Source organism: Sulfurospirillum diekertiae (genome assembly GCF_002162315.1).
Classification (GTDB): domain Bacteria; phylum Campylobacterota; class Campylobacteria; order Campylobacterales; family Sulfurospirillaceae; genus Sulfurospirillum.
This window is the reverse complement of the sequence record NZ_CP021416.1, coordinates 623,628-650,622: the sequence shown is the minus strand read 5'-3', so window position 1 is coordinate 650,622 and position 26,995 is coordinate 623,628. Positions and strand designations below refer to the sequence as shown.

Annotated in this window: 27 protein-coding genes; 9 read left to right on the top strand and 18 right to left on the bottom strand. The window is 40.0% G+C overall.

Annotation, left to right across the window (positions count from 1 at the left end):
• Positions 1 to 34: 34 nt before the first annotated feature.
• Complete coding sequence (locus tag Sdiek1_RS03345; protein ID WP_087437891.1) at positions 35 to 655, top strand: outer membrane beta-barrel protein; 621 nt, start codon at positions 35 to 37, stop codon at positions 653 to 655.
• A 28-nt stretch (positions 656 to 683) separates the two neighbouring features.
• On the opposite strand, the gene Sdiek1_RS03340 is transcribed toward Sdiek1_RS03345, so the two are convergent.
• The 8 genes from Sdiek1_RS03340 to Sdiek1_RS03305 all read right to left on the bottom strand — a co-directional run bounded on the left by Sdiek1_RS03340 (position 684) and on the right by Sdiek1_RS03305 (position 12,849).
• A complete protein-coding gene (locus Sdiek1_RS03340; protein WP_087437890.1) occupies positions 684 to 1,232 on the bottom strand; it encodes a manganese efflux pump MntP in 549 nt (182 codons plus the stop codon).
• A complete protein-coding gene (gene polA, locus Sdiek1_RS03335; RefSeq protein WP_087437889.1) occupies positions 1,229 to 3,886 on the bottom strand; it encodes a DNA polymerase I in 2,658 nt (885 codons plus the stop codon). The genes Sdiek1_RS03340 and polA overlap by 4 nt, the downstream gene beginning before the upstream one ends.
• Before the next feature lie 25 nt (positions 3,887 to 3,911).
• Positions 3,912 to 4,721 (bottom strand): HDOD domain-containing protein, encoded by an 810-nt coding sequence (locus Sdiek1_RS03330; protein WP_087437888.1) that lies wholly within the window; start codon positions 4,719 to 4,721, stop codon positions 3,912 to 3,914.
• Positions 4,722 to 4,809: 88 nt separating this feature from the next.
• A complete protein-coding gene (locus tag Sdiek1_RS03325; protein ID WP_087439811.1) occupies positions 4,810 to 6,129 on the bottom strand; it encodes a cation:dicarboxylate symporter family transporter in 1,320 nt (439 codons plus the stop codon).
• 241 nt (positions 6,130 to 6,370) lie between these two features.
• Positions 6,371 to 7,654, bottom strand: coding sequence for a cation:dicarboxylate symporter family transporter (locus Sdiek1_RS03320; protein WP_192866787.1), 1,284 nt, complete (start codon positions 7,652 to 7,654; stop codon positions 6,371 to 6,373).
• Between the two features lie 164 nt (positions 7,655 to 7,818).
• Positions 7,819 to 10,638 (bottom strand): excinuclease ABC subunit UvrA, encoded by a 2,820-nt coding sequence (uvrA, locus tag Sdiek1_RS03315; RefSeq protein WP_087437886.1) that lies wholly within the window; start codon positions 10,636 to 10,638, stop codon positions 7,819 to 7,821.
• Positions 10,635 to 11,384, bottom strand: coding sequence for a sulfite exporter TauE/SafE family protein (locus tag Sdiek1_RS03310; RefSeq protein ID WP_087437885.1), 750 nt, complete (start codon positions 11,382 to 11,384; stop codon positions 10,635 to 10,637). Before Sdiek1_RS03310 ends, uvrA begins: the two co-directional genes overlap by 4 nt.
• Before the next feature lie 127 nt (positions 11,385 to 11,511).
• Entirely contained in the window at positions 11,512 to 12,849 is a 1,338-nt protein-coding gene (locus Sdiek1_RS03305) for an amino acid permease (RefSeq protein WP_087437884.1), read from the bottom strand.
• A gap of 199 nt (positions 12,850 to 13,048) precedes the next feature.
• Here Sdiek1_RS03305 and Sdiek1_RS03300 point away from each other — a divergent pair, with 199 nt between their 5' ends.
• From Sdiek1_RS03300 to Sdiek1_RS03285, 4 genes are all read left to right on the top strand, one after another.
• Entirely contained in the window at positions 13,049 to 13,465 is a 417-nt protein-coding gene (locus Sdiek1_RS03300; RefSeq protein WP_087437883.1) for a chemotaxis protein CheX, read from the top strand.
• 236 nt (positions 13,466 to 13,701) lie between these two features.
• Complete coding sequence (gene thiC / locus Sdiek1_RS03295; RefSeq protein ID WP_087437882.1) at positions 13,702 to 15,570, top strand: phosphomethylpyrimidine synthase ThiC; 1,869 nt, start codon at positions 13,702 to 13,704, stop codon at positions 15,568 to 15,570.
• Positions 15,571 to 15,657: 87 nt separating this feature from the next.
• A complete protein-coding gene (locus tag Sdiek1_RS03290; RefSeq protein ID WP_087437881.1) occupies positions 15,658 to 16,014 on the top strand; it encodes a hypothetical protein in 357 nt (118 codons plus the stop codon).
• 172 nt (positions 16,015 to 16,186) lie between these two features.
• Entirely contained in the window at positions 16,187 to 16,714 is a 528-nt protein-coding gene (locus tag Sdiek1_RS03285; protein ID WP_202819581.1) for a GNAT family N-acetyltransferase, read from the top strand.
• Positions 16,715 to 16,872: 158 nt separating this feature from the next.
• Here Sdiek1_RS03285 and Sdiek1_RS03280 read toward each other — a convergent pair whose 3' ends face one another.
• The gene (locus Sdiek1_RS03280; protein ID WP_087437879.1) at positions 16,873 to 17,427 is read right to left on the bottom strand and encodes a GrpB family protein; all 555 of its coding nucleotides are present in this window, start codon (positions 17,425 to 17,427) and stop codon (positions 16,873 to 16,875) included.
• A gap of 124 nt (positions 17,428 to 17,551) precedes the next feature.
• Positions 17,552 to 18,796, bottom strand: coding sequence for a beta-ketoacyl-ACP synthase II (gene fabF, locus Sdiek1_RS03275; RefSeq protein ID WP_087437878.1), 1,245 nt, complete (start codon positions 18,794 to 18,796; stop codon positions 17,552 to 17,554).
• Between the two features lie 103 nt (positions 18,797 to 18,899).
• On the opposite strand from fabF, the gene Sdiek1_RS03270 reads away from it, so the two are divergent.
• A complete protein-coding gene (locus tag Sdiek1_RS03270) occupies positions 18,900 to 19,484 on the top strand; it encodes a TetR/AcrR family transcriptional regulator (protein ID WP_087437877.1) in 585 nt (194 codons plus the stop codon).
• Between the two features lie 206 nt (positions 19,485 to 19,690).
• Entirely contained in the window at positions 19,691 to 20,221 is a 531-nt protein-coding gene (locus tag Sdiek1_RS03265; protein WP_087437876.1) for a hypothetical protein, read from the top strand.
• 33 nt (positions 20,222 to 20,254) lie between these two features.
• Here Sdiek1_RS03265 and Sdiek1_RS03260 read toward each other — a convergent pair whose 3' ends face one another.
• Positions 20,255 to 20,737 (bottom strand): HugZ family pyridoxamine 5'-phosphate oxidase, encoded by a 483-nt coding sequence (locus Sdiek1_RS03260; protein ID WP_087437875.1) that lies wholly within the window; start codon positions 20,735 to 20,737, stop codon positions 20,255 to 20,257.
• Positions 20,738 to 20,905: 168 nt separating this feature from the next.
• On the opposite strand from Sdiek1_RS03260, the gene Sdiek1_RS03255 reads away from it, so the two are divergent.
• Both Sdiek1_RS03255 and Sdiek1_RS03250 read left to right on the top strand, forming a co-directional pair.
• A complete protein-coding gene (locus Sdiek1_RS03255; RefSeq protein WP_087437874.1) occupies positions 20,906 to 21,829 on the top strand; it encodes an AEC family transporter in 924 nt (307 codons plus the stop codon).
• A 101-nt stretch (positions 21,830 to 21,930) separates the two neighbouring features.
• The gene (locus Sdiek1_RS03250) at positions 21,931 to 22,515 is read left to right on the top strand and encodes a gamma carbonic anhydrase family protein (RefSeq protein ID WP_087437873.1); all 585 of its coding nucleotides are present in this window, start codon (positions 21,931 to 21,933) and stop codon (positions 22,513 to 22,515) included.
• Here Sdiek1_RS03250 and Sdiek1_RS03245 read toward each other — a convergent pair.
• Genes Sdiek1_RS03245 through Sdiek1_RS03215 form a run of 7 tightly spaced genes read right to left on the bottom strand, consistent with a single transcriptional unit; the run spans position 22,512 to position 26,917 of the window.
• Complete coding sequence (locus Sdiek1_RS03245; RefSeq protein WP_087437872.1) at positions 22,512 to 22,811, bottom strand: hypothetical protein; 300 nt, start codon at positions 22,809 to 22,811, stop codon at positions 22,512 to 22,514. The two genes, Sdiek1_RS03250 and Sdiek1_RS03245, sit on opposite strands and share 4 nt — an antisense overlap.
• Positions 22,796 to 23,221: an ArsC/Spx/MgsR family protein gene (locus Sdiek1_RS03240; protein ID WP_192866768.1), complete on the bottom strand. Its 426-nt coding sequence runs from the start codon at positions 23,219 to 23,221 to the stop codon at positions 22,796 to 22,798. The genes Sdiek1_RS03245 and Sdiek1_RS03240 overlap by 16 nt, the downstream gene beginning before the upstream one ends.
• Positions 23,222 to 23,279: 58 nt before the next feature.
• Complete coding sequence (locus tag Sdiek1_RS03235) at positions 23,280 to 23,849, bottom strand: hypothetical protein (RefSeq protein ID WP_087437870.1); 570 nt, start codon at positions 23,847 to 23,849, stop codon at positions 23,280 to 23,282.
• 12 nt (positions 23,850 to 23,861) lie between these two features.
• The gene (locus Sdiek1_RS03230; protein WP_087437869.1) at positions 23,862 to 24,563 is read right to left on the bottom strand and encodes a hypothetical protein; all 702 of its coding nucleotides are present in this window, start codon (positions 24,561 to 24,563) and stop codon (positions 23,862 to 23,864) included.
• Entirely contained in the window at positions 24,535 to 25,731 is a 1,197-nt protein-coding gene (locus tag Sdiek1_RS03225) for a vWA domain-containing protein (RefSeq protein ID WP_161491975.1), read from the bottom strand. The genes Sdiek1_RS03230 and Sdiek1_RS03225 overlap by 29 nt, the downstream gene beginning before the upstream one ends.
• A complete protein-coding gene (locus Sdiek1_RS03220; RefSeq protein ID WP_087437867.1) occupies positions 25,712 to 26,719 on the bottom strand; it encodes an ATP-binding protein in 1,008 nt (335 codons plus the stop codon). Before Sdiek1_RS03220 ends, Sdiek1_RS03225 begins: the two co-directional genes overlap by 20 nt.
• A 9-nt stretch (positions 26,720 to 26,728) precedes the next feature.
• Positions 26,729 to 26,917, bottom strand: a complete 189-nt coding sequence (locus Sdiek1_RS03215; RefSeq protein WP_087437866.1) for a hypothetical protein — start codon at positions 26,915 to 26,917, stop codon at positions 26,729 to 26,731.
• Positions 26,918 to 26,995 lie beyond the last annotated feature (78 nt).

Genomic DNA, 26,995 nt, shown 5'->3' with positions numbered 1-26,995 from the left:
TTTATTTCAAAATATTATTCAATGAGGGGGCTCTATGAAGAAAAGTTTAGTTGTTGCATCATTTTTGTTGCTTAATGGATCTGCTATTTTTGCAGATACCAATCCATGGTTTATTGGCGGTGAGTTTGGTGGTATGAGCATTCATGGTAAAAGTTCTAGCACAGCAGATTTCAATTTATTTGGAACGCATATTATTCAGGAAGGATCAACTTCAGATACGATCAATACAACGTATGAAGCTATTAAAGTGGGTAAATACTTTGAATATGGCAGAGTTTATGGAAGTTTCGGATACCAAAATAAAAAAGAGGATACAACATCCTATACATATGGCCTTGGCTATGATTATCTCTTTAAAAACAAATCAGATTTCACACCTTTTATCGGTATAAACGCTTCTTATAGTGTAGGTAACATTGATAATGACACGGCTAAAGCACTTTCACTGGACAAGCCTAAAGGGTTTAATTACGGTGCTGAAGCTGGCTTCTTGTACGCTTTAACGAAAAGTACAGAGCTTGAAATTGGTGCTCGCTATATGATTAGTGATGTTGACGACACATCTTCCTTCGATCTAGGCACTGTAAAAGCCAATTTCAAAATGGAAGATGAACATATGATTCAATATTATGTCGGATTAAACTACAAATTTTAATCCATGCAGAGGCTCATAAAATGAGCCTCTATCTTAAAAAAAACAAAACCCTAAATCCGATAGCAACTAAAACAACCCCACCAAAAATCTCCGCTTTGCTCTCCAACCATGTTCCACTAAGCTTACCTACATAAACACCAAGAAAACTAATCACAAAGGTTGTTAAACCAATGATAGCACATGAAAGCAGAGGATTGAGATCTAAAAGCATTAAACTAAAGCCTGCAGCCATGGCATCGATACTCGTCGCGATAGCTAACGTTAACATAATTTTATTGGTAATCTTTGCTATTTCCTCACCCACACCTTCATTGACACCTTCGTAGATCATTTTTGCCCCAATAAGCGCTAGCAGACCAAACGCAATATAGGAGGCATACTGGCTTACGAAACCAAATACACCTTTACCACCAAGATACCCAAGCAGTGGCATTAATGCTTGAAAAATACCGAAGAAAAGTCCTGCTTTGAAAGCAAGTTCTTTCGTAGTATGACCGTTTTGTTTGGCGCCAAGGCCTATGGAAACAGCAAAGGCATCCATACTTAGTGCAAATGCCAATAACAAGACTTCGATCATTTTAATTCTCCCCAATTATTGCCTATGGCAATCGAAACTTTAAGTGGAACGCGAAGAGGATAAATCTCTTCCATTACCTTTTGAGCTTGCAGAGAAAACGCCTGCGCACGTTCTTCTTTCACTTCGAAAATAAGTTCATCGTGAATTTGAAGCAGTAACTTTGCCTCATCATCGACAAGCGTCGCCATAATTTTATTCATAGACAGTTTGATAAGATCAGCAGCACTTCCTTGAAAAACGGTATTGACCGCTTCACGAAGGTAGCCCGCGTATTGCATTCCATTGGCGTGTTCAAAGTCAAAAAAACGTTTTCGACCCAACAGTGTCTGTACATATCCCTCTTTTTTAGCACTTTCAGCCACCGATGTGAGATAATTTTTAATCGTAGGAAAAGTCGCAAAATAACTCTCTATATAACTTTTTGCCTCTTTGGTCGAGATACCAATTGTTTCAGAAAGACGCTTTGGCCCCATGCCATACAACAATCCAAAGTTAATACTTTTAGCTACACCGCGTTTTGCTACAGCTTCTTCTTCGCCAAAAAGTTTTAAAGCCGTCTCTTTGTGAATATCTTTACCCGATTGAAAAGCATGAATCATCGCTTCATCTCCGCTAAAATGCGCCAAAAGTCTTAACTCAATTTGAGAATAATCAATGCCGATGAGTTTACAGCCCTCTTTCGCCACAAAACCACCGCGTACTTCGCGTCCAAGCTCTGTTTTAACAGGGATATTTTGCAAGTTAGGGTCTTTCGAGCTGAGTCTTCCTGTTGCAGTACCTGTTTGTATAAACGAGGTATGCACGCGCCCTAAAGGAGATTCTTTGGAAAGTTTAAGCAATGGCTCTATGTAAGTAGAACGCAGTTTATAAAGTTCACGATACTCCAAAATTTTAGCAATACTAGGGTGTTGATCTAAAAGTTCATTCAAAACATTTTCATCGGTACTGTAGCCTGTTTTGGTCTTTTTAACGGTAGGAAGTCCTAACTGTTCAAACAGAACATTGCCGAGCTGTTGTGTTGAATTGAGATTAAACGTTGCATTGCACAAACTAAAAATTTCCGTTTTAAGTTCTTCTATCGCATGGTCTGTTCGTTTTAAAAGGACTTCAAAATAACGACCATCAATTTTTATGCCCTCTTTTTCCATCTTCATAAGTGTCTTGATAAATGGGAACTCCACCTCTTTGGCAAGATCAAGTAGTTCTGGGTCGAGCACTTCGTGGAGCTTTTCAAAAAGCCTAAGAGTCATCCACGCATCTTCGCTGGCATATTCACACGCTTTTTCTAATGGCACAGCGCTAAAGTTTTCTCCTTTAGGGACAACATCTTTAAACTTAACCATAGCATGATTAAAAAATCGAAGAGCCAGTGTGTCAAGTCCCACATTGGTTTCAGGATTAAGGAGCCATGCAAGAAGCATTGTATCCGCATAGATAGCAACATCTTTAATACCAAAATTATTTTCAACAACAGCAAGGTCGAACTTGAGATTTTGTCCAACAATTTTGTGCGTAAAAAGCATTTCGAGTGCTCTCTTCGCATCGGCTAACGCAATCTGATCGCCTACTCCCAAATAATGGTGTCCAATAGGCACGTAGTATGCCTCATGCGTATTGGTTGCAAACGAGAAGCCTACGATCTTTGCATTGTACGCATCCAGTGCATTCGTCTCTGTATCGAACGCAACAATAGCGTCTTCTTCGATGCCTTCTATGATGTTAAACAACATCTTGGTATCGTCCAGTAAAATCGCATTAAAGCTATTGCTTGGAATCTCTTTTGGCTTTATATGTAAAGACTCATTTCTGACACGAGAGAGCATATGGCGTAGCTCATACTTTTCAAGTTCATCGGCTATATTGATGAGAGGATTATCGCAAGGGAAATGAAATGCATCGAACTTATCGGCGATGTTGAGCGAATCGTCCAAACGAACCAGCTGTTTACTTAAAAAGGCTTTTTCTCTTCCCTCCTCAAGCATTGCTTGAACACGAGGATTTCCTATACGTTCAAGGTTTTCATACACATTTTCGATCGTTCCATAGTCATCCAAAAGTTTTTTAGCACCTTTTGGACCGATACCCTTTACACCAGGAATATTATCGGCGACATCACCCACAAGGGCTAAATATTCATTGATTTTATGAGGATAAACACCAAATTTTTCAAAACATTTTTCGGTATCAATCTCCATCTTTTTCATAGGGTCATAGATCACCACTCGGCCATCATCAATGAGCTGATAGAGATCTTTATCATGCGTGACAATGCGCACTTTAATGTCATGGCTTTTTGCAAAACGCACCGCAGAGGCAATGACATCATCCGCTTCATACCCCTCTTCTGCATAACATTTAAAGCCCATTTTCTCAATCCATGAGATAGCAACAGGCAGTTGGCGTCTTAAATCTTCAGGGGCTTCTGGTCGATTAGCTTTATAATTAGGGTCTAGTGTATGGCGAAAATTTTTGCCCTTACTATCGAGTGCAAACAGAAGATAATCGGTATCGTGCTCGTTTTTAATCGCATAAATAAAATTGGCAAATCCAGTGAGAAGTCCTGTGGGGAACCCCTGCGTATTACGCAGTTGTGGAAGCGCATAGTAGTTTCTAAAAAAGAAACCAAACGTATCAATAATAGTTAGAATTTTCACAGAAGTACCTTTTACATGTAAGAAGTTAGTAGTATTCTTTGAGTTTTGTCACAGTCTCAAGAAATACTTGTTTATCAAGTTTCTCTTTTTCAAGAATATTGAGTGCAAGGTTAATACTTCGATCACTCAGCGGTGCATTAATGGGGATAGCAGTTTTAACCACTTTTAAAGCAACGGCGTAAGGACGAATATCTACGGGAGCAACGCCAAGAGCATCAACGTATTCAATCGCTTTCACCATTTTTTCTTCAAATTTCCAATGTTTAAAAATAAGCCCTGCCACTTCGCTACTTGTCATTCTGACAAACATTTTTTCAACATCAGCAATATTATTACTATTTTCGATTTCAGAACGGAATTGATACATTTCATCATTTTTGACGATTTCATCGGCAATCAAAATTTTACCTGTCTCTTGCAAAAGTGCCGCCAGAAAAAGAAAATCTGCTTTCGTTGCATCAATCTTGCTGTACCACTGAACCATCAATGCACTTTGCAATCCAGAGATAGCGGCAAACTCTTCAGGCGTAACGCCATACGGTGCCATGTCCACTTGTAACAATTTTTTAATCGACATATCGGTGACTAAAGAGCGAGTGGTGGACATTCCAAAAAGGCTCACGGCTTGTAGTACGCTTTTGATCTCTCGTCTAAAGTTATACAAAGGAGAATTAGCGACTTTCAATAAGTTAGCAACCATCATAGGGTCTTCTTCAATCACCCGTGCAAGGTCTGCTGAACTCGCATTAGGGTCTTGGCAAATGAGCGTCATCTGATGAAAACTTTTAGGGAGGGGAGGAAGTGCTTTGATGCGCTCAGCAATTTCTTCTAGCATGTCAGCTCTCTTTATTAATTTGTTTGATTATAGCGAGGTTTAAGTAAAAATCCAATGAGGAGAGCTCCTCATTGGTCTGTACCATAGATTAACCAGGGATTGCGTCTGTAACACTTTCTGGATGATCCAGTGAATATTTAAATTTTTCCATATCGATCTGTTTATCCCATGCACCAACAACAACGGCAGCAACGGCATTGCCACAGAGATTGCCAACCGCTCTCATCTCACTCATAAATTTATCAACACCAAGGAGTACGGCAACGGTCACAACAGGAATGACATCACCCATAGCAGATAAGGTTCCTGCAAGAACAATAAAGCCAGAACCTGTTACCCCAACGGCACCTTTTGAGGCAACCATCAAAATAAAAATAATAGACAGTTCATGCGAAAGTGTCAAAGGTATATTAAAAGCTTGCGCAAGAAAAATAATAGATAGCGATAAATAAATATTGGTACAATCTAGATTAAATGAATATCCTGTAGGGATAACTAACCCCGTCGTTCCTCGACTCACTCCCGCTGATTCAAGGCGGCGCATCAATGGAGCTAATGCAGATTCACTTGATGATGTTGCAAAAACGATCAAGACTTCTTTAGCGATAAAGCGCATAAACTTGAAAACATTGATTTGATAGAACCATAAAATGATTCCTAACACACCAAAGATAAAAGCTAAGATAGAAACAAACATAACGCCCAATAAGCTTGCCATACCAATGAGTGAAGTAATACCAAATTTACCAATTAAAAATGCCATAGCACTAAAGCTGGCAAGGGGGCTGAGCCACATAACAATGGTTAGAAGTTTAAAGAAAAACTCTTGTACTTTTTCCAGTGGCTTTAAAATGATAGGTTTGTATTTATCCCCAAATGCTGAAATTAATACGGCAAGAACAAGAGCCATCACCAAAACTTGAAGTGTATTACCATGAATAAATGGAGTAATAGGATCTGTCGGAATAGCACTTTTAAGAATGCTCCAAGCGGAAGCATTCTCATGACTCGCTTTAGTAAAACTCTCTACACTTGAGGCATCTAAAGACTCAATAGAAAGATTCATTCCATGTCCAGGCTTAAGAATATTTCCGAAAAGTACCCCAATCGCAAGGGCAAAGGTACTCACCACTTCAAAGTAAATGAAAGCTTTTAGTCCAATGGAGCCAACCTCTTTGAGACTTTCAAGCCCAACAATACCTGAAATAATTGTTAAGAAAATAATTGGCCCAACAAGCCACTTCAATGCTTGAATAAACCAATCGATTCCAGGTTTTGCCTTAATAGCATTCTCTGGATCAATCATACCAAATGCGACACCTGTAATAATTGCTGTAACGACCCAAAAAGCCAAACTTTTAACGGTATAGTACTTCCAATCTTTCTTACTTCCCTTTTTCTTGCTCACTCTGTTCAACGAAGACCCTTTTGATACTTTAAAACCAGTCTAAGCTCTATAACCGATGCGTAATTTCTACGAAAACTTAAGATGTGATTTGCAAAGTGTTTTATGATATATGATTTATTATGGCATACGAAAAGGGATTTTAATGAGATTTTTTAAAAGAAAAAGGGGGGGAAAATTTGTCTTAAAAAAAAAAGAGGTCAATGAGGTAATTGTAACACCTCATTGACCGTATGAAAATTGATTAACCAGGAATTGTGTCTTCAACAGTCTCTGGATGATCTAATGCGTATCTGAATTTATCCATATCGATCTGTTTATCCCATGCACCAACAACAACAGCAGCAACCGCATTACCACAAAGGTTACCTACCGCTCTCATTTCGCTCATAAATTTATCGACACCCAAAAGTACCGCAACGGTAACAACAGGAATTACGCCACCCATTGCAGACAAAGTTCCCGCAAGAACAATAAAACCAGAACCTGTTACACCTACAGCACCTTTTGAGGTAACCATCAAAATAAAGATGATACTTAACTCTTCGCCAAGTGTCAATGGAATATTGAATGCTTGAGAAATAAAGATAATGGAGAGTGAAAGATAGATATTTGTACAATCAAGGTTAAACGAATAACCCGTTGGAATAACAAGACCTGTTGTTCCACGACTAACACCAGCAGCTTCTAGACGACGCATCAATGGAGCCAATGCAGATTCACTGGATGACGTTGCAAATACAATCAATACCTCTTTAGCGATAAAACGCATAAATTTGAAAATGTTGATTTTGAAGATTGCCATGATGATACCGAGCACACCAAAAACAAATACAAGTACAGAGATAGCCATAACACCCAATAAACTTGCCATATTGATCAGTGATGCAACACCAAATTTACCAATCAAAAATGCCATTGCACTAAAAGATGCGATAGGGCTTAACCACATCAAAATCGTTAAAATTTTGAAGAAAAAGTTTTGAACAATTTCAAGTGGTTTTAAAATAGTCGCTTTATGTTTTCCACCAAAAGCAGCGATCAAAAGAGCTAAAACCAATGCCATCGTTAATACTTGAAGTGTATTACCATTCAAAAATGGTGTAATAGGGTCACTTGGAACTGCATTTTTGAGGATAGACCATATAGACCCAACGTCACCTGTGGTTGTAAATTTAGCAACACTTTTAGGATCTAGCGAATCAACAGAAAGATTCATTCCATGCCCAGGTCCAAACAGATTTCCAAAAAGTACACCGATTGCCAACGCAAAGGTACTTACGATTTCAAAATAGATTAATGCTTTTAATCCAATGGAACCGACTTCTTTAAGACTTTCAAGTCCAACAATACCTGAAATAATGGTTAAGAAGATAATCGGTCCAACAAGCCATTTCAACGCTTGAATAAACCAATCAATTCCAGGCTTTGCTTGCGTTGCCAGTTTAGGATCAACCATACCAAGAGCAATACCTGCGATAATGCCAAAGATAACCCAAAAGGCCAAACTTTTTATCGTATAGTGCATCCAGTCTTTTTTCTTCACTTTCACGGTTTTTTCCACGAAACATCCTTTTCGTTTTTTTGATGAACCGATTATAATGAAAAGATATGTCTATATTATGTAGATTTACATGTAAAAGGTACTGTGATATTTTTTCCACTAAAAAACGTTACTAAATGGAACATTTTCTAGGATTTCTTCTCTGATGCTAGTTCTTGTGCTAAAAATTTTCCCGTATAACTTTCTGTTTTTGAGGCATCTCGTGCAACCTCTAAAGGCGTTCCAACTGCGATAATACGCCCTCCGTAGCTTCCTCCGTCGGGTCCCATATCGATCATATAGTCTGCATTTTTGATGACATCCATATTATGTTCAATGACCAATACACTGTTACCCATATCTGTGAGATGATGTAACACTTTTACCAGTCTGTCCACATCTGCGAAGTGTAAACCCGTCGTTGGCTCGTCCAAAACGTACAATGTATTGCCTGTATCCTTCTTGCTCAGCTCTTTAGCAAGTTTAATACGCTGTGCCTCACCACCACTCAGAGTCACAGCATTTTGACCTAAAGTGATGTACCCCAAACCAACATCGGAGAGTGTTTGAATTTTTTGGTTAATTTTAGGAATTGCTTTAAAAAAGTCATAGGCTTCATCAACACTCATATTTAAAACATCTGAGATAGACTTCCCTTTATACTTAATCTCTAATGTTTGTGCGTTATAGCGTTGCCCTTTACAGACATCACACTTCACCATGATGTCAGGTAAAAAGTGCATCTCTATCTTAATTTCGCCATCGCCTTGACACTTCTCACAACGTCCCCCTTTAACATTAAACGAAAATCGTCCCACATTGTAACCTCGAATCTGCGCCTCTTTGGTTTTCGCAAACAGCGCTCGAATCTCATCCATCACACCGGTATACGTTGCAGGATTACTTCGTGGGGTTCTGCCAATGGGGCTTTGGTCAAGGTAGATGACTTTATCGAGCTGATCAAGTCCTATACATTCAACACCCGCGACTTTATTCACTTTTTTCGCGCGGTTAAGATACTCTTTGGCAACAGGAAGTAAGGTTTGAAGAATAAGTGAGCTCTTACCACTTCCGCTCACACCCGTAATCGCAACCAGATTGCCTAAAGGAATTTTGACATCAAGGTTTTGAATATTGTTGATCGTAACATGATTAAGCTCTATCCAACGCTCTTGCTTACGGTTCTTGCGATAGTGAATGACCTTCGTGCCATTGAGATATTGCGCAGTTAAGGTATTGCTTTTTAAAAGTTCCTCATTTGTACCTTGGAAGACAACTTCCCCTCCAAACTTTCCCGCTCCTGGTCCAATGTCGACAATAAAATCAGCAGTTTTAATCGTCTCTTTATCGTGTTCAACGACAATCACCGAGTTGCCTTTTTTCTGCAAACTACGAAGCGTTCGGATGAGTTTAAGGGTATCTCTTTCATGCAAACCGATACTAGGTTCATCGAGCACGTACATAACGCCCGTCAAACCACTACCAATTTGTGAAGCAATACGAATACGCTGTGCCTCACCACCACTGATCGTTCTCGCATCGCGTCCTAGGCTGATGTAGCCTAGTCCCACATCAAACAAGAAGAACAGACGCTCTTTGATCTCTTTTAAAATCGGCTCTGAAATCATCTTCTGCTGTGGTTTCATCGAAGCAAAGTTCTTTTCATCTTGGAAAAAAGCAAGGCATTGATCGATAGGAAATTCCAAAATATCGGCGATGTTTTTCTTCGCCAAACGAACTGCCAAACTCTCTTTTTTTAGACGGTATCCACCACACGTGTCGCACGTCTTTTCGCTCATGTAATCGCCGAGTTCTTTTTCATCTTTGAGCATATCGTAGGCAATTTTAATGACACCTTCCCATTTACGGGTTAGCTTATGTTTTTTCCAGAAGAAAGTCGCATCTTCCACGCCACCGTGTAAAATGGCTTTTTGTTGGAATTCTTCTAACTCTTCATACGGTATCTTGGTATTAATGCCTGCCGCCTCACAAAAGGCTTGTAAAAATTTAGCGTAAAAGCTTTTGTTAAATCCGTAAAATATTTTAATCGCACCCTCTTCGATGCTCACATGTTCATTGATGATTTTTTTAAGATCGAGAGTATAGCGAATGCCTAAACCATCGCACGTAGGACATGCCCCTTTAGGCGAGTTAAACGAAAACGAGAGTGGTTCAAGCGGTTCAAAACTGATCTTACAATCAAAACACGCCAAATGCTCACTGTAGTGAATGTGAGAGGTTGTTAAGCCTACTTCTTCGGCATTGGAAATGTCTAATTCGACTTCACCATAACTCTCCAAGAGCGCTTTTTCAATGTCGGTAGCGATGCGGTCTCTGTTTTCATCTCGCACCACCACACGGTCGATAATGACTTTAATCGTATGCTTTTTGGTTTTTAATAGCTCGACCTCTTCATCCAAACGAACCATCACACCATCAATCAAAGCTCTCACATAGCCTTTATGACGAAGCGATTCGATCATATCTGCAAAACTTCCTTTTTTCTCACGCACCAGTGGCGCTAAAATGGAGAGTTTTGTCTCAGGAGGGAGTTTTAACACCTGCTCAATAATATCTGCCACCGACATCTGGGAAATCTCTTTCCCACACAAATGACAGTGCTGTTTTCCCACTCGCGCGTACAAAAGGCGCAGATAATCGTAAATCTCCGTAATCGTTCCCACGGTTGAGCGCGGATTTTTGCTCGTTGTTTTTTGATCGATTGCAATTGCAGGGGTTAAGCCTTCGATTTTATCGACATCAGGTTTTCCCACACGATCTAAAAATTGTCGTGCATACGAAGAGAGAGATTCGATATAACGACGTTGACCTTCCGCATAAAGCGTATCAAACGCCAAGGTACTTTTACCACTCCCACTTAAGCCTGTAAAGACCACAAGTTTATTTTTGGGAATTTCTAAATTGATATTTTTAAGATTATTTTCTCTAGCACCGTAAATTTTTATCATAGGACATTCATCTCGCTCAAAATTTTATTAATCGTTAATACAAACATAATGACATACAAGATCAGAAGAGCGCGCTTTTGCACCTTCTTCTCCACGCGATGGGATAACTTCACCCCAAAATAGACTCCAATTAAAGAGCCAATACCCACGGCAACTCCTGCACTATAATCGACTAAACCATGCGATGCAAGACTCACAAAGCCAGAAATTGAGCCAAAAATAATGAAGAAAAGCGTCGTTCCAACCGCTTTTTTAATATCCCAGTTCATAAAGCCTACAAGAACAGGCGTTAAAAAAATAGCACCTCCTGTACCGGTACTAATGGCTATCGCACCAATGACTACACCCACTACAAAAAGGAGGAATTTTGATTCATTAGGTTCACTTTTAGGAATAAGGGGCGCTGTAAAAAATTTATAAATTGACATCAAAAGAGTGGCGGCAAACATTATTAAAAGGGCAATTTGGGGCAGAGCATTGACAATGAAACCACTCAGTGCCGCACCAAAAAGAGCACCAAATCCTAAAAAAATGCCGCTGTTCAGTTGAAGTACGCCACCTTTGTAATTGACATACGAACCAAACATGGAACTAAAAATCATCTGCATGACAGAAATACCAATTGCCATTTTAATATCATAGCCAAGATAGATCAATGCTGGTACTAAAATGGTACCACCACCTATGCCAAAAAATCCCGATGAAAATCCCACCAAAACACCAAAAAATGCGAGTCCAACAAACATATATGCCAACTTTAAATTGAGATGTTGGATTGTACTTCAACCGCTCTTAATAAACCATTTAAACGAAGAGTTACCATAAGAAGGTGGTCTTTACATGTAAACGTTTTTACATGTAAAGACTAAGAGGTTATTTACGAGAGAGTTTGTAGCCAACAGCAAGGAGTGCAATCCACGCTGGAATGAGATACACAGAGATGTTAATACCATCGATGAAGAGCATAATGATCAAGATCATTGCAAAGAAAAGAATGCAGATAATATTGCCAATCGGGAACCAAAATGCTTTAAACTTAGGCACAACACCCTCTTTGATCTTCGCATAACGAAATTTGAGGTGCGCGAAGCTGATCATAAACCAGTTGACGACCAACGCTGAAACCACCAACGCCATCAAAAATTTAAACGCATCTTCGGGCATGAAATAGTTTAGCGCAACACACGTACCCGTAATAAGTGCGGAGAAAAGCACGGCATTGACGGGAACACCTTTATCGTTCAATTTCATGAGCATCTTAGGAGCATTACCCTGTGCCGCTAAGCCAAACAGCATACGTGAGTTGGAGTAAACGCCACTGTTATAAACAGAAAGTGCAGCCGTAAGAACAATGGCATTGAGCACATGCGCGACAAAATTCTCATTTAAACTGCTAAATACCATCACAAAAGGCGTCACATCTTTGGTCATATTCATCCACGGCATGAGGGAAAGAAGCACAGCAAGTGCGCCGATGTAAAAGATGAGAATACGATAAATGACTTGATTGGTCGCTCTTGGAATCGTATGACTTGGATCATCCGTTTCTGCGGCTGCAATACCGATGAGTTCAAGTCCACCAAAGGAGAACATGATGAAGACCATCGCCATTAAAAAGCCTTTGATACCATGAGGGAAAAAGCCACCCTCTAATGCCCAAAGATTACTAAAATGAGCTGTCTCACCACCGTTTCCACTGATCAGCAGATAACTACCAAATGCTATCATTGAGATAATCGCCACTACTTTGATGATGGAAAACCAAAACTCAAATTCACCGTAAATGCGAACATTTACAAGGTTTACGAGATTGACCAAAACAAAGAAAAATGCCGCTGACGCCCATGTTGGAACATTGGGCAACCAAAAGTGTACAAACGTACCGATGGCGGTCAGTTCTGCCATACCCACTAAAACATAGAGTATCCAATAGTTCCACCCCGATGCAAAGCCCGCAAACGGATGCCAGTATTTGTTCGCAAAATGGCTAAATGAACCAGCTACGGGCTCTTCGACGACCATTTCGCCCAGTTGACGCATAATCATAAATGCAATAAATCCACCCAACGCATACCCTAAAAGTACCGCTGGACCTGTAAGTTGTACGGTTGTAGAAACCCCCAAAAACAAGCCTGTTCCAATAGCCCCGCCCAATGCAATAAGTTGGACGTGTCTATTTTTAAGACCTCGTGAAAGCCCTTTTGCGTGCATAAAATTCCCTTACTCTAGTAAAAATCGAAGTGTCATTGTAGCGTTTTTCAAAAAAATTATCGCCACAATTGGTAAAAAGTGATTACATGTAAAGAATTTCCCCTTTTTGAAAATACATTTCTACTGAGTATTTTCTTTAATACATAATTTAATTATATTAATCTATAATGTGCCAAAAGCGCACATTAAAGGGTTAGCAATGAAGCAAGCTGTGATTGAAGCGACTGAAAATTTTTGTTCGACTATTCTATGTGAAATTCCACGTATGGTAGAAAACCTAGGCGGACAATTTTATGGCTCTGCTATTGCTTTAATCGAAAATGAGTGTGAGCACATTTGGTATCTTTTCTTTGAAAAAGAGACACTGAATGAAATTGCTAAAAATCTCCTCTTTGAAGACAATCTCTGCGAAGATGACTTGGATGACCTCCTCAAAGAGATCGCCAATCAAATTATAGGCTCTGCAAAAGTCATTCTCCAAGGACAAAACCCTAACAGCGACTATCAACTCAACATGCCTGAATTTCTAGGCAATGTCTCTGCCCCTTTACCCATTAAACTGGAAGAATCTTTGCTCTATACCATCAATAATAGTACCTTTGTCATAGGTCGATAAGCTTTACATGTAAACATTCGAAACGTATCTTTACTAAATTCTTACTTTTCCCAATCCAACTTTTTTTCTTAAGTCACCTCTTTGCATAGCACTGTATAATCAACTACTTTTTTAATTGTTTACCATTGTCTGTGGGGGTGCCGTAAAAAGCTGAGATTACACCCCAAGGAGTCATTAATGTGACTTCACGAACCTGATCTGGATAATGCCAGCGTAGGAAATAAGGAGATAAACCCATGAGTAAAGTCCTCGATAATCTTGAAAAAATAGATTCATCTTACATTCAAAACTTCCCAAGTTCCAAAAAAATTTACATACAAGGTTCACGCTCTGACATTCAAGTCCCGATGCGAGAAATCACGCTCAGTGCAACCTCATTAAGAGATGGCACATTTGAAGAAAACCCACCGCTTCACGTGTACGACACCTCGGGCGTTTATACCGACCCTAATGTCAAGATCGACCTCCACAAGGGCTTAGCACCGCTTCGTGCCAAGTGGATAGAAGAGCGCAATGATACCGAGCAATTAAGCGATTTTAGCTCTGTTTATTTTCACAAACGCCATGACGATGCGGAACTCAACGCTCTTCGCTTCCCCAATCTTAAAAAACCACGCCGTGCGATGAAGGGCAAAAACATCACCCAAATGCACTACGCCCGTCAAGGTATCATCACCCCTGAGATGGAGTATGTCGCCATTCGTGAAAACTGTAACCTTGAAGAGGCACGCAAAAATAAACTCTTAGGCTCTCAACACAAAGGTGAACATTTTGGCGCAAACTTACCAGACATCTACACGCCTGAATTTGTCCGCCAAGAGATCGCTGCAGGTCGAGCAGTCCTTCCACTCAATGTCAATCACCCTGAAGCCGAGCCGATGATCATCGGACGTAATTTCATGGTCAAGATCAACGCCAACATCGGAAACTCTGCTACTACCTCTTCCATCGAAGAAGAAGTTGGCAAGATGCTTTGGTCAACCCGTTGGGGTGGCGACACTGTGATGGACTTGTCCACAGGTAAAAACATCCATGAAACCAGAGAGTGGATACTACGTAACTCCGCTGTGCCAATTGGTACCGTGCCGATTTACCAAGCGTTAGAGAAAGTAAACGGTGTTGCAGAAGACCTTACATGGGAAATCTACCGTGACACGCTCATCGAACAAGCCGAGCAAGGCGTAGACTACTTCACGATTCATGCAGGTGTTCGCTTAGCGTATGTACCGATGACCGCAAAACGACTCACAGGTATCGTCTCTCGTGGTGGTTCTATCATGGCAAAATGGTGTCTGCACCATCACAAAGAGAGTTTTTTATATACGCACTTTGAAGAAATTTGTGACATCATGAAAGCTTACGATGTCGCCTTTTCACTCGGAGATGGCTTACGCCCCGGCTCCCTCTATGATGCCAACGATGAAGCGCAATTTGCCGAGCTTGAAACCTTAGGTGAACTTACCAAAATCGCATGGAAACACGACGTACAAGTGATGATCGAAGGACCGGGACATGTTCCGATGCAAAAGATCAAAGAGAATATGACCAAAGAATTAGAAGACTGTTTTGAAGCGCCCTTCTACACTCTTGGACCCTTAGTCACCGACGTTGCTCCGGGGTACGACCACATCACCTCAGCCATCGGCGCAGCGCAGATCGGCTGGTACGGCACAGCGATGCTCTGCTATGTCACCCCAAAAGAACACTTAGGTTTGCCAAACCGTGAAGACGTGAAAGAAGGCATCATCGCCTACAAAATCGCCGCTCACGCCGCCGACCTCGCCAAAGGGTTTCCGGGAGCGCAAATCCGTGACAACGCCATGAGCAAAGCACGCTTTGAGTTTCGCTGGTACGACCAGTTCAACATCGGCTTCGACCCAGACCGAGCCAGAGAATACCACGACAAAACCTTGCCAGTAGAAAGTGCCAAAGTCGCGCATTTCTGTTCTATGTGTGGACCAAAATTTTGTTCAATGAAAATCTCACAAGACGTCCGTGATTACGCCGCAAAGATAGGTGCTAAAGATGTCAATGTAGCATTAGAAAAAGGGTTGGAAGAGCAAGCAGAGCATTTTAAAGAGAGTGGCGGACAGATTTACATGTAAAGAGTTTTAGCCCTTGGTTTCAAGGGCTAAACTCCTTATTTCTGCGTTACAATACTGCTAAAACAATTTTACATGTAAAGATAAAATATGAGCAAAAGAATATTCAAAAAAAGATTACCCCAATTTTTAGAAGTTCATACTAAAAATAATTTTGCAGAAATTACTTTAAACTGTGGAGCTATTGATTTACTTAAACTTGTTCCTCTCAATAATCAAAATAATTTTCCTTATGAGTTTTCTGAAGTCTTTACGGACGATGATTCTGATAGCCTTTGGAAAAGCCCGTATGTTGTACTTTACATTCCCAACCATTCATATCTTATGTATGAAATAAAAGATAAAAAAATTCTTCTTTGGGTTTGCTATACAGAAGATGAGTCACGAAATAATGGTTATATGACTTTATTGCTTGAAAAGTTAATTTCCATGTATCCTAAAAAATGATTTTTGTTGATACAAATTCAAATGAGTTATTGCATGTATGCAAGAAGCTTGGTATTAAAACTTAATCAGCTTCACTTTTCCTCTTGAAACCAAGGGCTACCCTCACACTTCTTGCGTTATAATACCACTAAAACAACTTTACATGTAAAACAGTTTTATGAAGGGCATGAAGATGACTATTGAAAATAGCGTTACATTGGATATTGCAAAAAAAGAAGACCTGCCACAATTTAAAAAAGACTTGCAAGCATCCTTTGCCGTGGCAGTCATTGAAACTTTTGGTTCCACCTTGGAGGGTCCGATTCCTTCGGATGAAGATATTGAAGCCTCTTTCAATGAATCGGGTGCGGTTATTTATCATATACTCTCTAACGGGGAAAAAGTAGGCGGTGCGATAGTAACCATCAATGAACTAACACACCACAATGCACTCTCTTTCTTCTTTATCTGTGTCAATGCACACGGTAAAGGCATGGGTACGCAAGCATGGAAAGCCATCGAAGAAAAGCACCCTAAAACAAAAATCTGGGAAACACATACGCCTTATTTTGAGAAACGTAACATCCATTTTTACGTCAATAAATGTGGCTTTCATATTGTTGAATACTTCAATAAACATCACATCGATACCCATGCACCCACTGAGCATAACCTTCCTGAAGATGAAGATTTCTTTCGATTTGAAAAAACGATGAAATAACCATATGAAGAAGGATACGAAAGGGAAGAAGCTACTTTTTCTAAGTTACTATCTTTACATGTAAAACATTTTATCTGCCAGAAACAGCCTTTATTTTTTTGTACTGACAAACACAAAGTTTAACCCTTTTCCCCCCTTTACTTCAAAAAGGATTGAATTCATATCTTAATTGAATTGGCAATCTCTTTCGCCTTTGTGGTTATACGCTTTATATATTCGCTTTTTCCATGCGTATATCCTTCTCTGTCATATTTGAATTTTTTCTGAAGCTTAATTTTTAGGTTTATGTATTCTTTCTGTTCATTTGGATTCATTATTAAATAGTTTCTGAAAAACACTCTGTCCCATAGAAAGTGCTTAGATTTTGGCCCTAGGTGAATATGAAACGACTCATTTGCTAAGCCAGTTGGAGTATAGCCCTTAACAAACATTATATAGCTTGTTACTTCTTGCATGTGGATATAGTTATCTGGCATTTTATCTATGATTTCACATAGCTTTGTGTCTTCTGGGATATCAACGAGTATATCTATTGTCGGTTTTGCAAGCATTCCTGGAATAGCTGTGCTTCCGATATGCTCAAATCCAAGAGCAAGGTTATCTCCTAAGATTGTCTGTAAATCTTTGATCTCTTGTTCATATAATTGTTCCCAATTTGTAGTATATTCAGATAATTTAATAGGATACAGTTTTCCAAGTTCCTCTTTTGTCATGTTCCCCTCATTTTATGAAAATTAAAATATACTAGGATAAGAAGATAAAGGCTCAGAGCTAAATTTTTAACTTCACCTTTATCTTCTTGAATGAATTAGGTGGTTTGTTTACATGTAATTTCCCCTAAACCGCTAAATTTTTAAAGATGATCGTTCCATTGGTACCCCCAAAACCAAAAGAGTTGCTCATCGCATACTTAATTTTTTGCGCACGTGCTTGATTGGGGACATAGTCCAAATCGCACTGATTTTCCAAATCCGCTTCTGTGTAGTTAATCGTAGGCGGTAAAATGCTCTCTTGCATCGCTAAAATGGTAATCACCGCTTCAATCATACCACTGGCTCCCAAGCAATGTCCCGTAGCACCTTTGGTGGAAGAGACAGGAGGTATGGGTTTACCCACTAAAAGTTGTTTAATAGCTTCGGTTTCATTTTTATCGCCTACGGGAGTGGAAGTTGCATGTGCATTGATATAATCCAAAGCAAAATTAGCATCACTCTTTTCTGCCATTTTAACCGCTTGTTGCATCGACCGTAACGGGCCTTGGATGGTCGGTGTGGTGATATGATTGGCATCGCAACTCTCTGCAAAGCCTACAATTTCCGCGTAAATTTTGGCGTTTCGTTTGATGGCATGCTCGTACTCTTCTAAAACCAAGGTTGCTGAACCCTCGCCCATGACAAAACCATCTCGGTGTTTATCAAACGGTCGTGACGCGGTTTGTGGGTTTTCGTTATGAGTAGAGAGAGATTTCATGGATGCAAATCCCGAAATGCCTAAAGCACAAAGAGCGGATTCTGAACCCGTGACAAGCATGATGTCGGCTTGTTCTAGCATAATGATGCGACACGCTTCACTGATGGCGTGATTACTTGCGGCACATGCCGTTGAGGAGGAGAGATTGGGTCCTTTTAGTCCTAATGTAATCGCGATATGTCCGCCTAATAAATTGACCAATGACGCGGGAATAAAAAAAGGAGAGATACGCGAAGAGCCTTTCTCGTGCAAGGTGATAGCACTCTCTTCGATGCGAGGCAATCCTCCTATGGCACTAGCACCGACAATGCCAAAACGCTCAAAATCTATACTGCCATCTTCTGGAAAATGCGCATCCTTAAACGCTTCAACTGCCGTTTTAATGCCAAGGTGAATAAACCTATCTGTTTTTTTAACATCTTTTGGATTCATAATAGCAGAAGCATCAAACGCTTTTATTTCTCCCGCAAAGTGCACAGGCAAAGGGCTTGCATCAAAATTACTGATCGTTGTTATGCCACTTTTCCCTGCGATAATATTTTGAAATGACGTTTTCATGTCATACCCAAGTGGTGTAATCATATCCATTCCTGTAATGACGACTCTTTTCATAGTGTTCCTTTATTGAGTTATTCTTGACCTTAAAGTCAAGTATTATAACATGTATTGACCTTAAGGTCAACTTTTTCTGCTATAATTCTTTTAAAGGAAAGCAATGGCGAAAGAAAAAGATACTAGAACATTATTATTAGAAATTACGTTTGAAGAAGTATATACCAATGGCTATCAAGGCGCTTCCGTCCTAAAAATATTAAAAAAAGCGGGATTGAATAAAGGCTCAATGTATCATTTCTTTGAAAATAAAAAAGAGATGGTTTTAGCGTGTATAAGAGAAAAGTCAAAGGAGATATTTGGTACAAAATACGAAGATATTTTAAAATACCCCTCTTCCTACTTAGAGCATTTTCAAACCATGTTACTGACGTCATATCCTATTATTTGCGAAAGAGGCTGTCCGTTAGCCAACCTCATACAAGAGATGTCCAACATTGATCCCGATTTTGAGCTGTTATTGAAAGAACGATACGAACGCCTCAGAGAAACTATCGAAAAAATTCTTGTAAAAGCCATTGAGCACCATGAATTAGAATGCTCCTCACCATACAATTTATCACTCTTTATACTCAGTGTGGTCGAAGGAGCCATTTTATCGACAAAAGCACTGAAAGATAAAGCAATCTACGACAACACGATCAAATCGCTTTTTAGTGTATTAAAGCAAAATCAACATCTTTTTTAAGACTGCGGTTATTTCACGCTAACAAAATGAAGACAGATCACTTTTTTAGGTTTTTAGAAGAAAAAAATCATTTAAAGTAGCCCTTGTTTTGCAAGGGATAAACTCCTTATTTTTGCGTTACAATATGGCTAAAAAATTACTTTACATATTAAGAATATATTTGTTACACTACAAAATATATAGTTTCATTATCATAAGGTTATTTTATGAACGATCATACTTCTATTAAAGAAAAAATAGAAAAAAGTCTTGCTTTTATACGTTTATTTTTCAGGTTATTAAAAATTATGACTTTACACAACAAAAACAAAATATCGTTTAACAAAATACTTTTACTTACAAATAAAGAATATTTAACTTCAAATAATGCAAGAAGAACATTAAACTCTTTCCGTAAAGTCTCTAAAAACGATTTACATACCATGATAAGTCAAGAATATCTATTATTCCAAAATAGCCGAAATTTCTCTGCACAAATAAAACATTTTAAATCTTTATCATACTGGATTAAAAAACTTGACGATACAAAAATTATTAGGAACTATGATACTTTTAACAGTAATCTCCATAATGACTTGATAAGCATTATTCAAAATCGACATAATAAGATAAAAGGCAAACGAGGACAAATTGAAGCAGATATAAGATTCTTAGAAGATACCCCTGAAATACATTCAATTTATTTAGCTGAATTCCAAATCAATAAAGAAAAAGAATCGGAAGAAAATGAGGGCTAAACTTTTAACTTTCCCCTTTACATGTAAACCCTTTCACTTCACCCCATGATGCGGATTATCGCCGGTTCGCGCTACCAATTCGTCCATGTTTTCCCCACCAACAAAATAGGCTTTGCCAAATCCAAAGGTTGCTTCGCCGTAATTGACTTTGAGTTCGTACAGATTAAAGTCGGTCATTTTTTTGAGGGTTTTGACCATTTTGGCATCAAATTTTTGTGCAAACAAACCCATCACTGCTTCAAAACGCTCTGTCCAACGGACGATTTTGGTGCTATCGCATTGCAAACTCACACGTTTTCTGGCAAATAAATTTTCGGTTTTGCTCTCGTCTTCCACGAAAAAAAGCGATGCTTTGGGGTTTGCTTGAATGTTCTTGGCGTGGGTGGCGATGTCGGAGATGTAGACGTAAAAACGGTTGTTGTCATACACGTAAGGGGCGTATGAACTAAAGGGGTCTCCTTTGGCGTCCAGTGTTCCGATGATGGCGGTTTGAATGTTGGCTATAAATTCTTTCATGGTCTCTTCTTTTCATTTTTTAACTTCGCTAACGCAGCGTTTTCTTCGGCAGAAAGCCCATGCGTTATAAACTTCTGATTTCATTGTAGCACGAAAGAGTAAATCTTTTGGCTCATATTTTCGTTACAATACCTTTTTAAAAATCGTTACATGTAAAGAGTCTTTGCTATGAATATCGTTGTTGCGATCTTATCGATTTATGTTTTTATCCTCTTTGGATTTATCGCGAAAAAAATCTTTAAAGAGCAGATACAAGAGCGCGGCATGAGCATTATTACCGTCTATTTTCTGCACCCAATTTTTTCTTTTTGGGGGCTTTCTACCAGACCCATTACGCTTTCTTTACTGCAAGTTCCTTTTTATTATGTGTTGATTTCCTGTGTGACGATCGCACTTGGGTACATTTTTGCACGACTTTTTTTCACAGATAATAAAGAAAAAGCGATCATGAGTATCGCCGTAGCGCTTGGTAATACGGGCAACCTTGGCATTCCTTTGGGCATTGCACTCTTTGGTGAGGAGTCTATCATTTACACCAGTATGATCAGCGTTGCCAATACCTTTATGACCTACACTTTAGGCGTTTTCTTTTACTCTGGTGGCACGTCCAACCTTAAAGCATCCCTGCTCAACATCGTCAAACTGCCTGTCATCTGGGCGTCTTTTATTGCCCTAGCGCTCAATTTTGCTCACGTTCAGATTCCACCGACAATTTTTAAGTCACTGGAGATGGGTGCGTACTGTATGATCGTGCTTCAACTCATCGTTTTTGGTATGTATCTGTGCAATGTCAAGATCAAGACGCTCAATTATAAACTGCTTTTACATGTAAACCTTGTGAAGTTCATTTTTGCACCCTTGCTGAGTGCTTGGATCCTCTTTTACCTTCTTCCACTCGAGCCCTTAGTTGCAGCTATTTTACTGGTTCAGCTCATCATGCCTTTAGCACTCAACAACATTAATGTCGCAGCCATTTATGGGTGTAATCCTGTTGATGTCGCTTCTTTGGTCTTTTTTACCTCGTTTATTTTCATCCCGTATCTTATGTTTATTAGCTATCTTTTGAACTATTTTCATATCGTTTCACTCTAAAAATTTATTTTTTTTATAGCTTTATTTGCCTCGCTTAGCAGTATAATTTCATGTTTATTTTATCTCACCCACACGTATCTGTGCTATCAAAAGGAAATTATATGATTTCAAGTCATCAAGGCGTATCCCCACGCATCGACCCTACCGCGTATATAGCGCCTAACGCCATGGTCTATGGCAATGTCACCATCGGTGCGAATGTTCGCATTATGTTTGGAGCGCAAATCATCGCAGAAGGTGGGTCAATTACTATTGGTGAAGAGTGTGTTATTATGGAAAACGCCGTGCTTAGAAGTCTCGACAATCATCCTTTAACCATCGCAAACAACTGTCTGATCGGCCCCCATGCCCATGTTGTTGGCTGCGTTTTAGAAGAGGAAGTTTTTGTGGCGACCAGCGCCTCTGTTTTACATGCGTCTCATGTCGGCGCGCGCAGTGAAATTCGCATTGGCGCAGTGGTTCACATCAAATCACATATCAAACCTGGCAGTATGGTTCCTATTGGTTGGGTCGCTGTAGGTAATCCTGCGGAGATACTTCCAACCGAAGAGCATGAGTGCATCTGGCGCATCCAAAAACCTCTCAATTTTCCTCTGAGTGTTTATGGACTTGACCGTGATGAAGCTACGACCAAAAGAGTCACGCAAAAACTCTGTGCCAAACTTGCAAGTTTAAAAGAAGATTAGACTTTTTGATATAAATGAGTGATTTTTACATAATCGTAAAAATCACTCAAAAGCAAATAACGCATTCCAATATCTTCAAAACGTTTGAGCATCACCACATCACCCGCATTATAAAGATTGGCACTCTCCAAAAACTCTTTGGGATACCGTTTTTTCTCAAATGGGTACTCCGAAAAACAGTGCATAAAATTGGTAAAAAGGTTATTGATGATGAGCTCTTTAGCAGGGGTTGGTGCATGCAAATAGTCTTTAACTTTTTCAAACTCTCTGCAGATATATTCTAAGCATTGTTGCATGCGTCACTGCTTAAACAGGCGTTGATATTTTGGGGTGTGGGCATCTTTACATGTAAAAGTAAATTAAGCCGTGGAATATCGAAACCGCAGAGCTTGACATCACCTATTTGCAAGAGTGGTCGACGAATCAAAATGGGCTCTTGCACCATTTTTTCAATAAGACTCTCTTTGGTGTAATCTTCAAGTTTAAAACTGCCATCTTTCAGTTGTGGAGCAAAAGGGTTGAGCATCTCCTTAGGAGTGAGCCCTTGAAAAAATGAGTTCAATGTTGGCACGTCCCATGATGTGTCTAAAAGGCTTCTCACATCAAACGTGACCCCGTATTCTGTAAGAAGCGCTTTTTGGCGTGCATTACCACTACAGCCTGTTTTCTCGTAGAAAATGACCTGATAGGGTGTCGTTTTAAACATCATCACTCCTTTACATTTAGTAGGCTCTATGCAAATGTCATGCCGTGCTGATTGTAGCCTAAACCATGTAAGGAATGTCTAACGAAGCGTCTCTATCTTTCGCACCAAAGTCAAAATCGCTTTTTACATGTAACTTCAAAAGCTCTTTTTCGATGATTTTTTGCTGTAAAAGATGGTAATTTCCACATTTCAAATACGCCACAATCTCCGCTTTGTAGTAACTGATGATGATCGGATGCAAACACTCTTGATGCTCCACCAAAAAAAGCAGAAACGTTTTGACCTGCGAAAGCTCATACGTTTCGATCTTTTCAAGCTTGCGCAAAAGGTTTCGCACAAACTGCTTTTGATGGTACGCTTCACTCATGTACAAAAGCTTAGAAGCTGCAAAGATGTCCGCACTCTGCTCCGAATAATTGTACAAATAGCGAAAATGCTCACACACCAATTCCGTGTACTGTGGGTAATGCTTCAGCACAAACACCAACTCTTTCAAATCCCCATCAATAAGCACTTGAAAAAGCGTCGCCGTACGCTTCTTGATCTTATCCCAATGCCCGCCTTCGCTGCTGGATTCACCTAAAAACGTTTCAAAATGCTTCAGATCAAATTCTTCTTCCTCTTCCATGACTACTTTCCTTTATATCAACGCTAATGCCAATTTTTCCATCGCTTTTTTCTGCAACAAATGCAAAGAACTCTGCGCAATCCACGTTAACGTTTCATCATGAATGTACGCTAATAACCGTATATCAATTTTTTCTTTATAAGCAATCGCGTACTGTAAATACGCTTTAAGATCATCCACCGAACTCTCTTCAATCACTTTGAGCTTAAGAAAAAGCGCCTCCCAAGCCACCTCATCCAATAAGCTTTCGGCGGTGCGGATGAACCGAGATGCTTCAACTAAATTCGCCTCGATGTCATTCCATTTTCGTCCGTTTTTAAGCTGATCAATCGCTACATGTAAAAAGATAGGCACGAGTTCTAAAACTGCATTGAGTTCGCTAAAGTCATGATCGACGAGAGCGCGAAAGAGCATGCGTGTTCGATTCTTTATTTTAACACGAAGTAACTCATCCTTTATAACATCAGGATGTAAACGCTCAAATCGCTCCAATGCACCTAAGCGTGAATGGTTAAACGCCATAATGGAAACCAGCGGTTCCGCATCGCTGATCTGATCAGGATGCGAACCACTGGGTCTGCAAAATGCCCAATACAGCCTCGCTTCGACGTCTTTATGATGAATGTAGCGCGCATCGCCCAACGCTTCAAAATTGGGCGCATCCTTGAGGGCATCGACCTCCTCTTTATAGGTTAAATTGGATAACTCTTCCATACCGCTCAAACTTTGCACAATTCTTTTTTTGACTCAAAACAAAGAGCGTCTCGCAGACTAATGAACGCCCAATGTCAAACTCACCATCGCTTAATACCATCAACAACTGCTCACTTCTGATGGCATATTTTGTGTCGATAAAATCCAAAACGGCATTAAAATTCGTCCCTCCGTCGCTTTTGGGAATGAAGAGATTTTCAGAATTGATCGGATTAAAACTATCGAAACTGACAATGAGCTCCTCTTTTACATGTAAATCAAATGGCAGCAGCGTCACGCTGTATTCGTAAAACGATTCACACACCTCTTTGACGATGCCTAAAAAGGTTTTGTACTCCTCCAAACTCACACTTCCTGAGCTGTCAATGGCGATGATAAGCTCCAACTGCTCCTTACTTTTTTGCGTACTTGGAAGGTAAATGCCTTGTTCAAAATACTTTCGGTTGGGACGGTTGTACGTCACGGTCTTTTCAAAAAGTGCTGTAATCAAAAACTCTTTGAGAACATCGTAGAGGTTAATGTTTGGCTTAAGCAGTGTATCGATTTCAATGCGCAAGCTGTCGTAGGCTTTCGTTGCCTGTTTGGCAATGCTGAGTGCTTGAATGATGATATTATCAAGCTTCTCCTGCTCCTCGGAGCTTTGCAGACTCTCGTTGGAGCTTTCAAGGTCTTGTTTGGTTTCATCATAGACAAACGATTTTTGTTTTTCGCTTTCCTCTTTTTCTGAACTTGGTTTTTTTTCTTGCTCTTTGTGAAGGATCTCATACACCTCTTCCACACTCAGTCCCGTTAAATCCGTGTCTAAAATCTCATCGTTTGGTATCACGCCAACGTGGTCGAACTCACTTAAAATGAGGTTGATCACCACATCGCAACTTTGATTCCATACCAACTCTTCGCGCGCTTTTCTGCGTAAGGGGTGTTTGAGAACGATGTGTAACAGCGTATGAGCGTAGAGATAAATGATCTCCTCTTCACTGTAATGTGAGAGTTTTTCCTCATCAATGCTCAGCGAAAAACCATCCGTTTGAAAGGCGCTTTTGGCGTTATTCGTATAACGCGTCGGAATGGAAAGCGCTAAGACCGACAAAAAGGGATGGTTAAAAAGAAAATGAATGCGTATTTTCTCAAAAAGTGACTTTTTGGCATTAGATAATGTAGTCGCCATGCCGCTCCATCCACATATCAAAACTCTCCAATGTGGCGATTGCTTCATCTTTGATAATCAAATCTTTAATGAGCATCACCGCAAACTCAGTCGGCAGATGTTTAGAGTACGCCAAAAGATGCTCCGCTTGCGTAAGGTCGTTGTACCGCTCAATCAATGCCGCACACAACGCATACAATGCACTGGGCTCACTCGGAATGACTAGCGTTTCACCCGCTAAAATGGCGTCAACATCGGGCAGGGTTTTGTACACATTGATAAACGCGATAAACTCAACACCCGCGGCATAACCAATCGTGCCGTAGATAATGGGATGAATACTGTGCATATCGGTGACGTTTTTTAAAATATGTGAGAGCATATTCCACGCTCTGGGCGAACAAAAGGCAGGATTTGTTTCCGTGTAAGAGGGGATTTCAGAACTTAAAAGATCAGGTCGAAAGGCTAAAAAACCGATGATAAAATGATGCACCCCATGTTTCATTGCCCAGAGTTTAAAGTCATCAAATTTCGCTTCCAATACCAGATGCACCATACGGTTACTCAAAGGCGAAGGGAGTTTAAAAACAATGCCTTTGTCGTTGATTTTATTGCCCGCACAGATAATGCGCCACCCTTTGGGAAGGCTGTACTCTCCAATCTTTCGATCGAGTATCAGTTGATAAATCGCCGCTTGCACCGAAAGAGGTGCGGAGTTAAGCTCATCTAAAAACAAAATCCCCTCACTCTGAGCATCGGTGGGCAAAAAAACGGGCGGCATCCAAACGGTTTGGTTCTCTTTTATCGTGGGGATGCCTCGTAAATCCACCGCGTCCAGTTGGCTAAGGCGCACGTCCATGATTTCAAGACCTTCTTGCTGTGCAATATCATTGACGATGTACGACTTTCCAATGCCCGGGCTTCCGTGCAAAAAGACGGGGGTATCGGTTTTCAGCAGTACGCTTAACTGTTTGTAAAGTTCCGTTGTTCCAATAGAAGGAGTGATCATCACGCCACCTTACGCAAGTTTCGTCTCTTTGAGCATCAAAGAGAGGTCGTTGTTGAACTGATTACACAGCGCAATCAGCGCGTCACGATGAACATTGTCTAGGAGAAAACGCGTTTCGATCATTTCGTAAATTTTGGTGGTATCGTTGAAGATACTTTGCATCACATCTTCTTTTATTTTTGCTTCAAATTTTCCCATCATCGCCCTTTAAAATCTTTACATGTAAACGTAAGATGTTATGCAAGAGTTATGCCAATAGAGATCGCTACTGGAAAG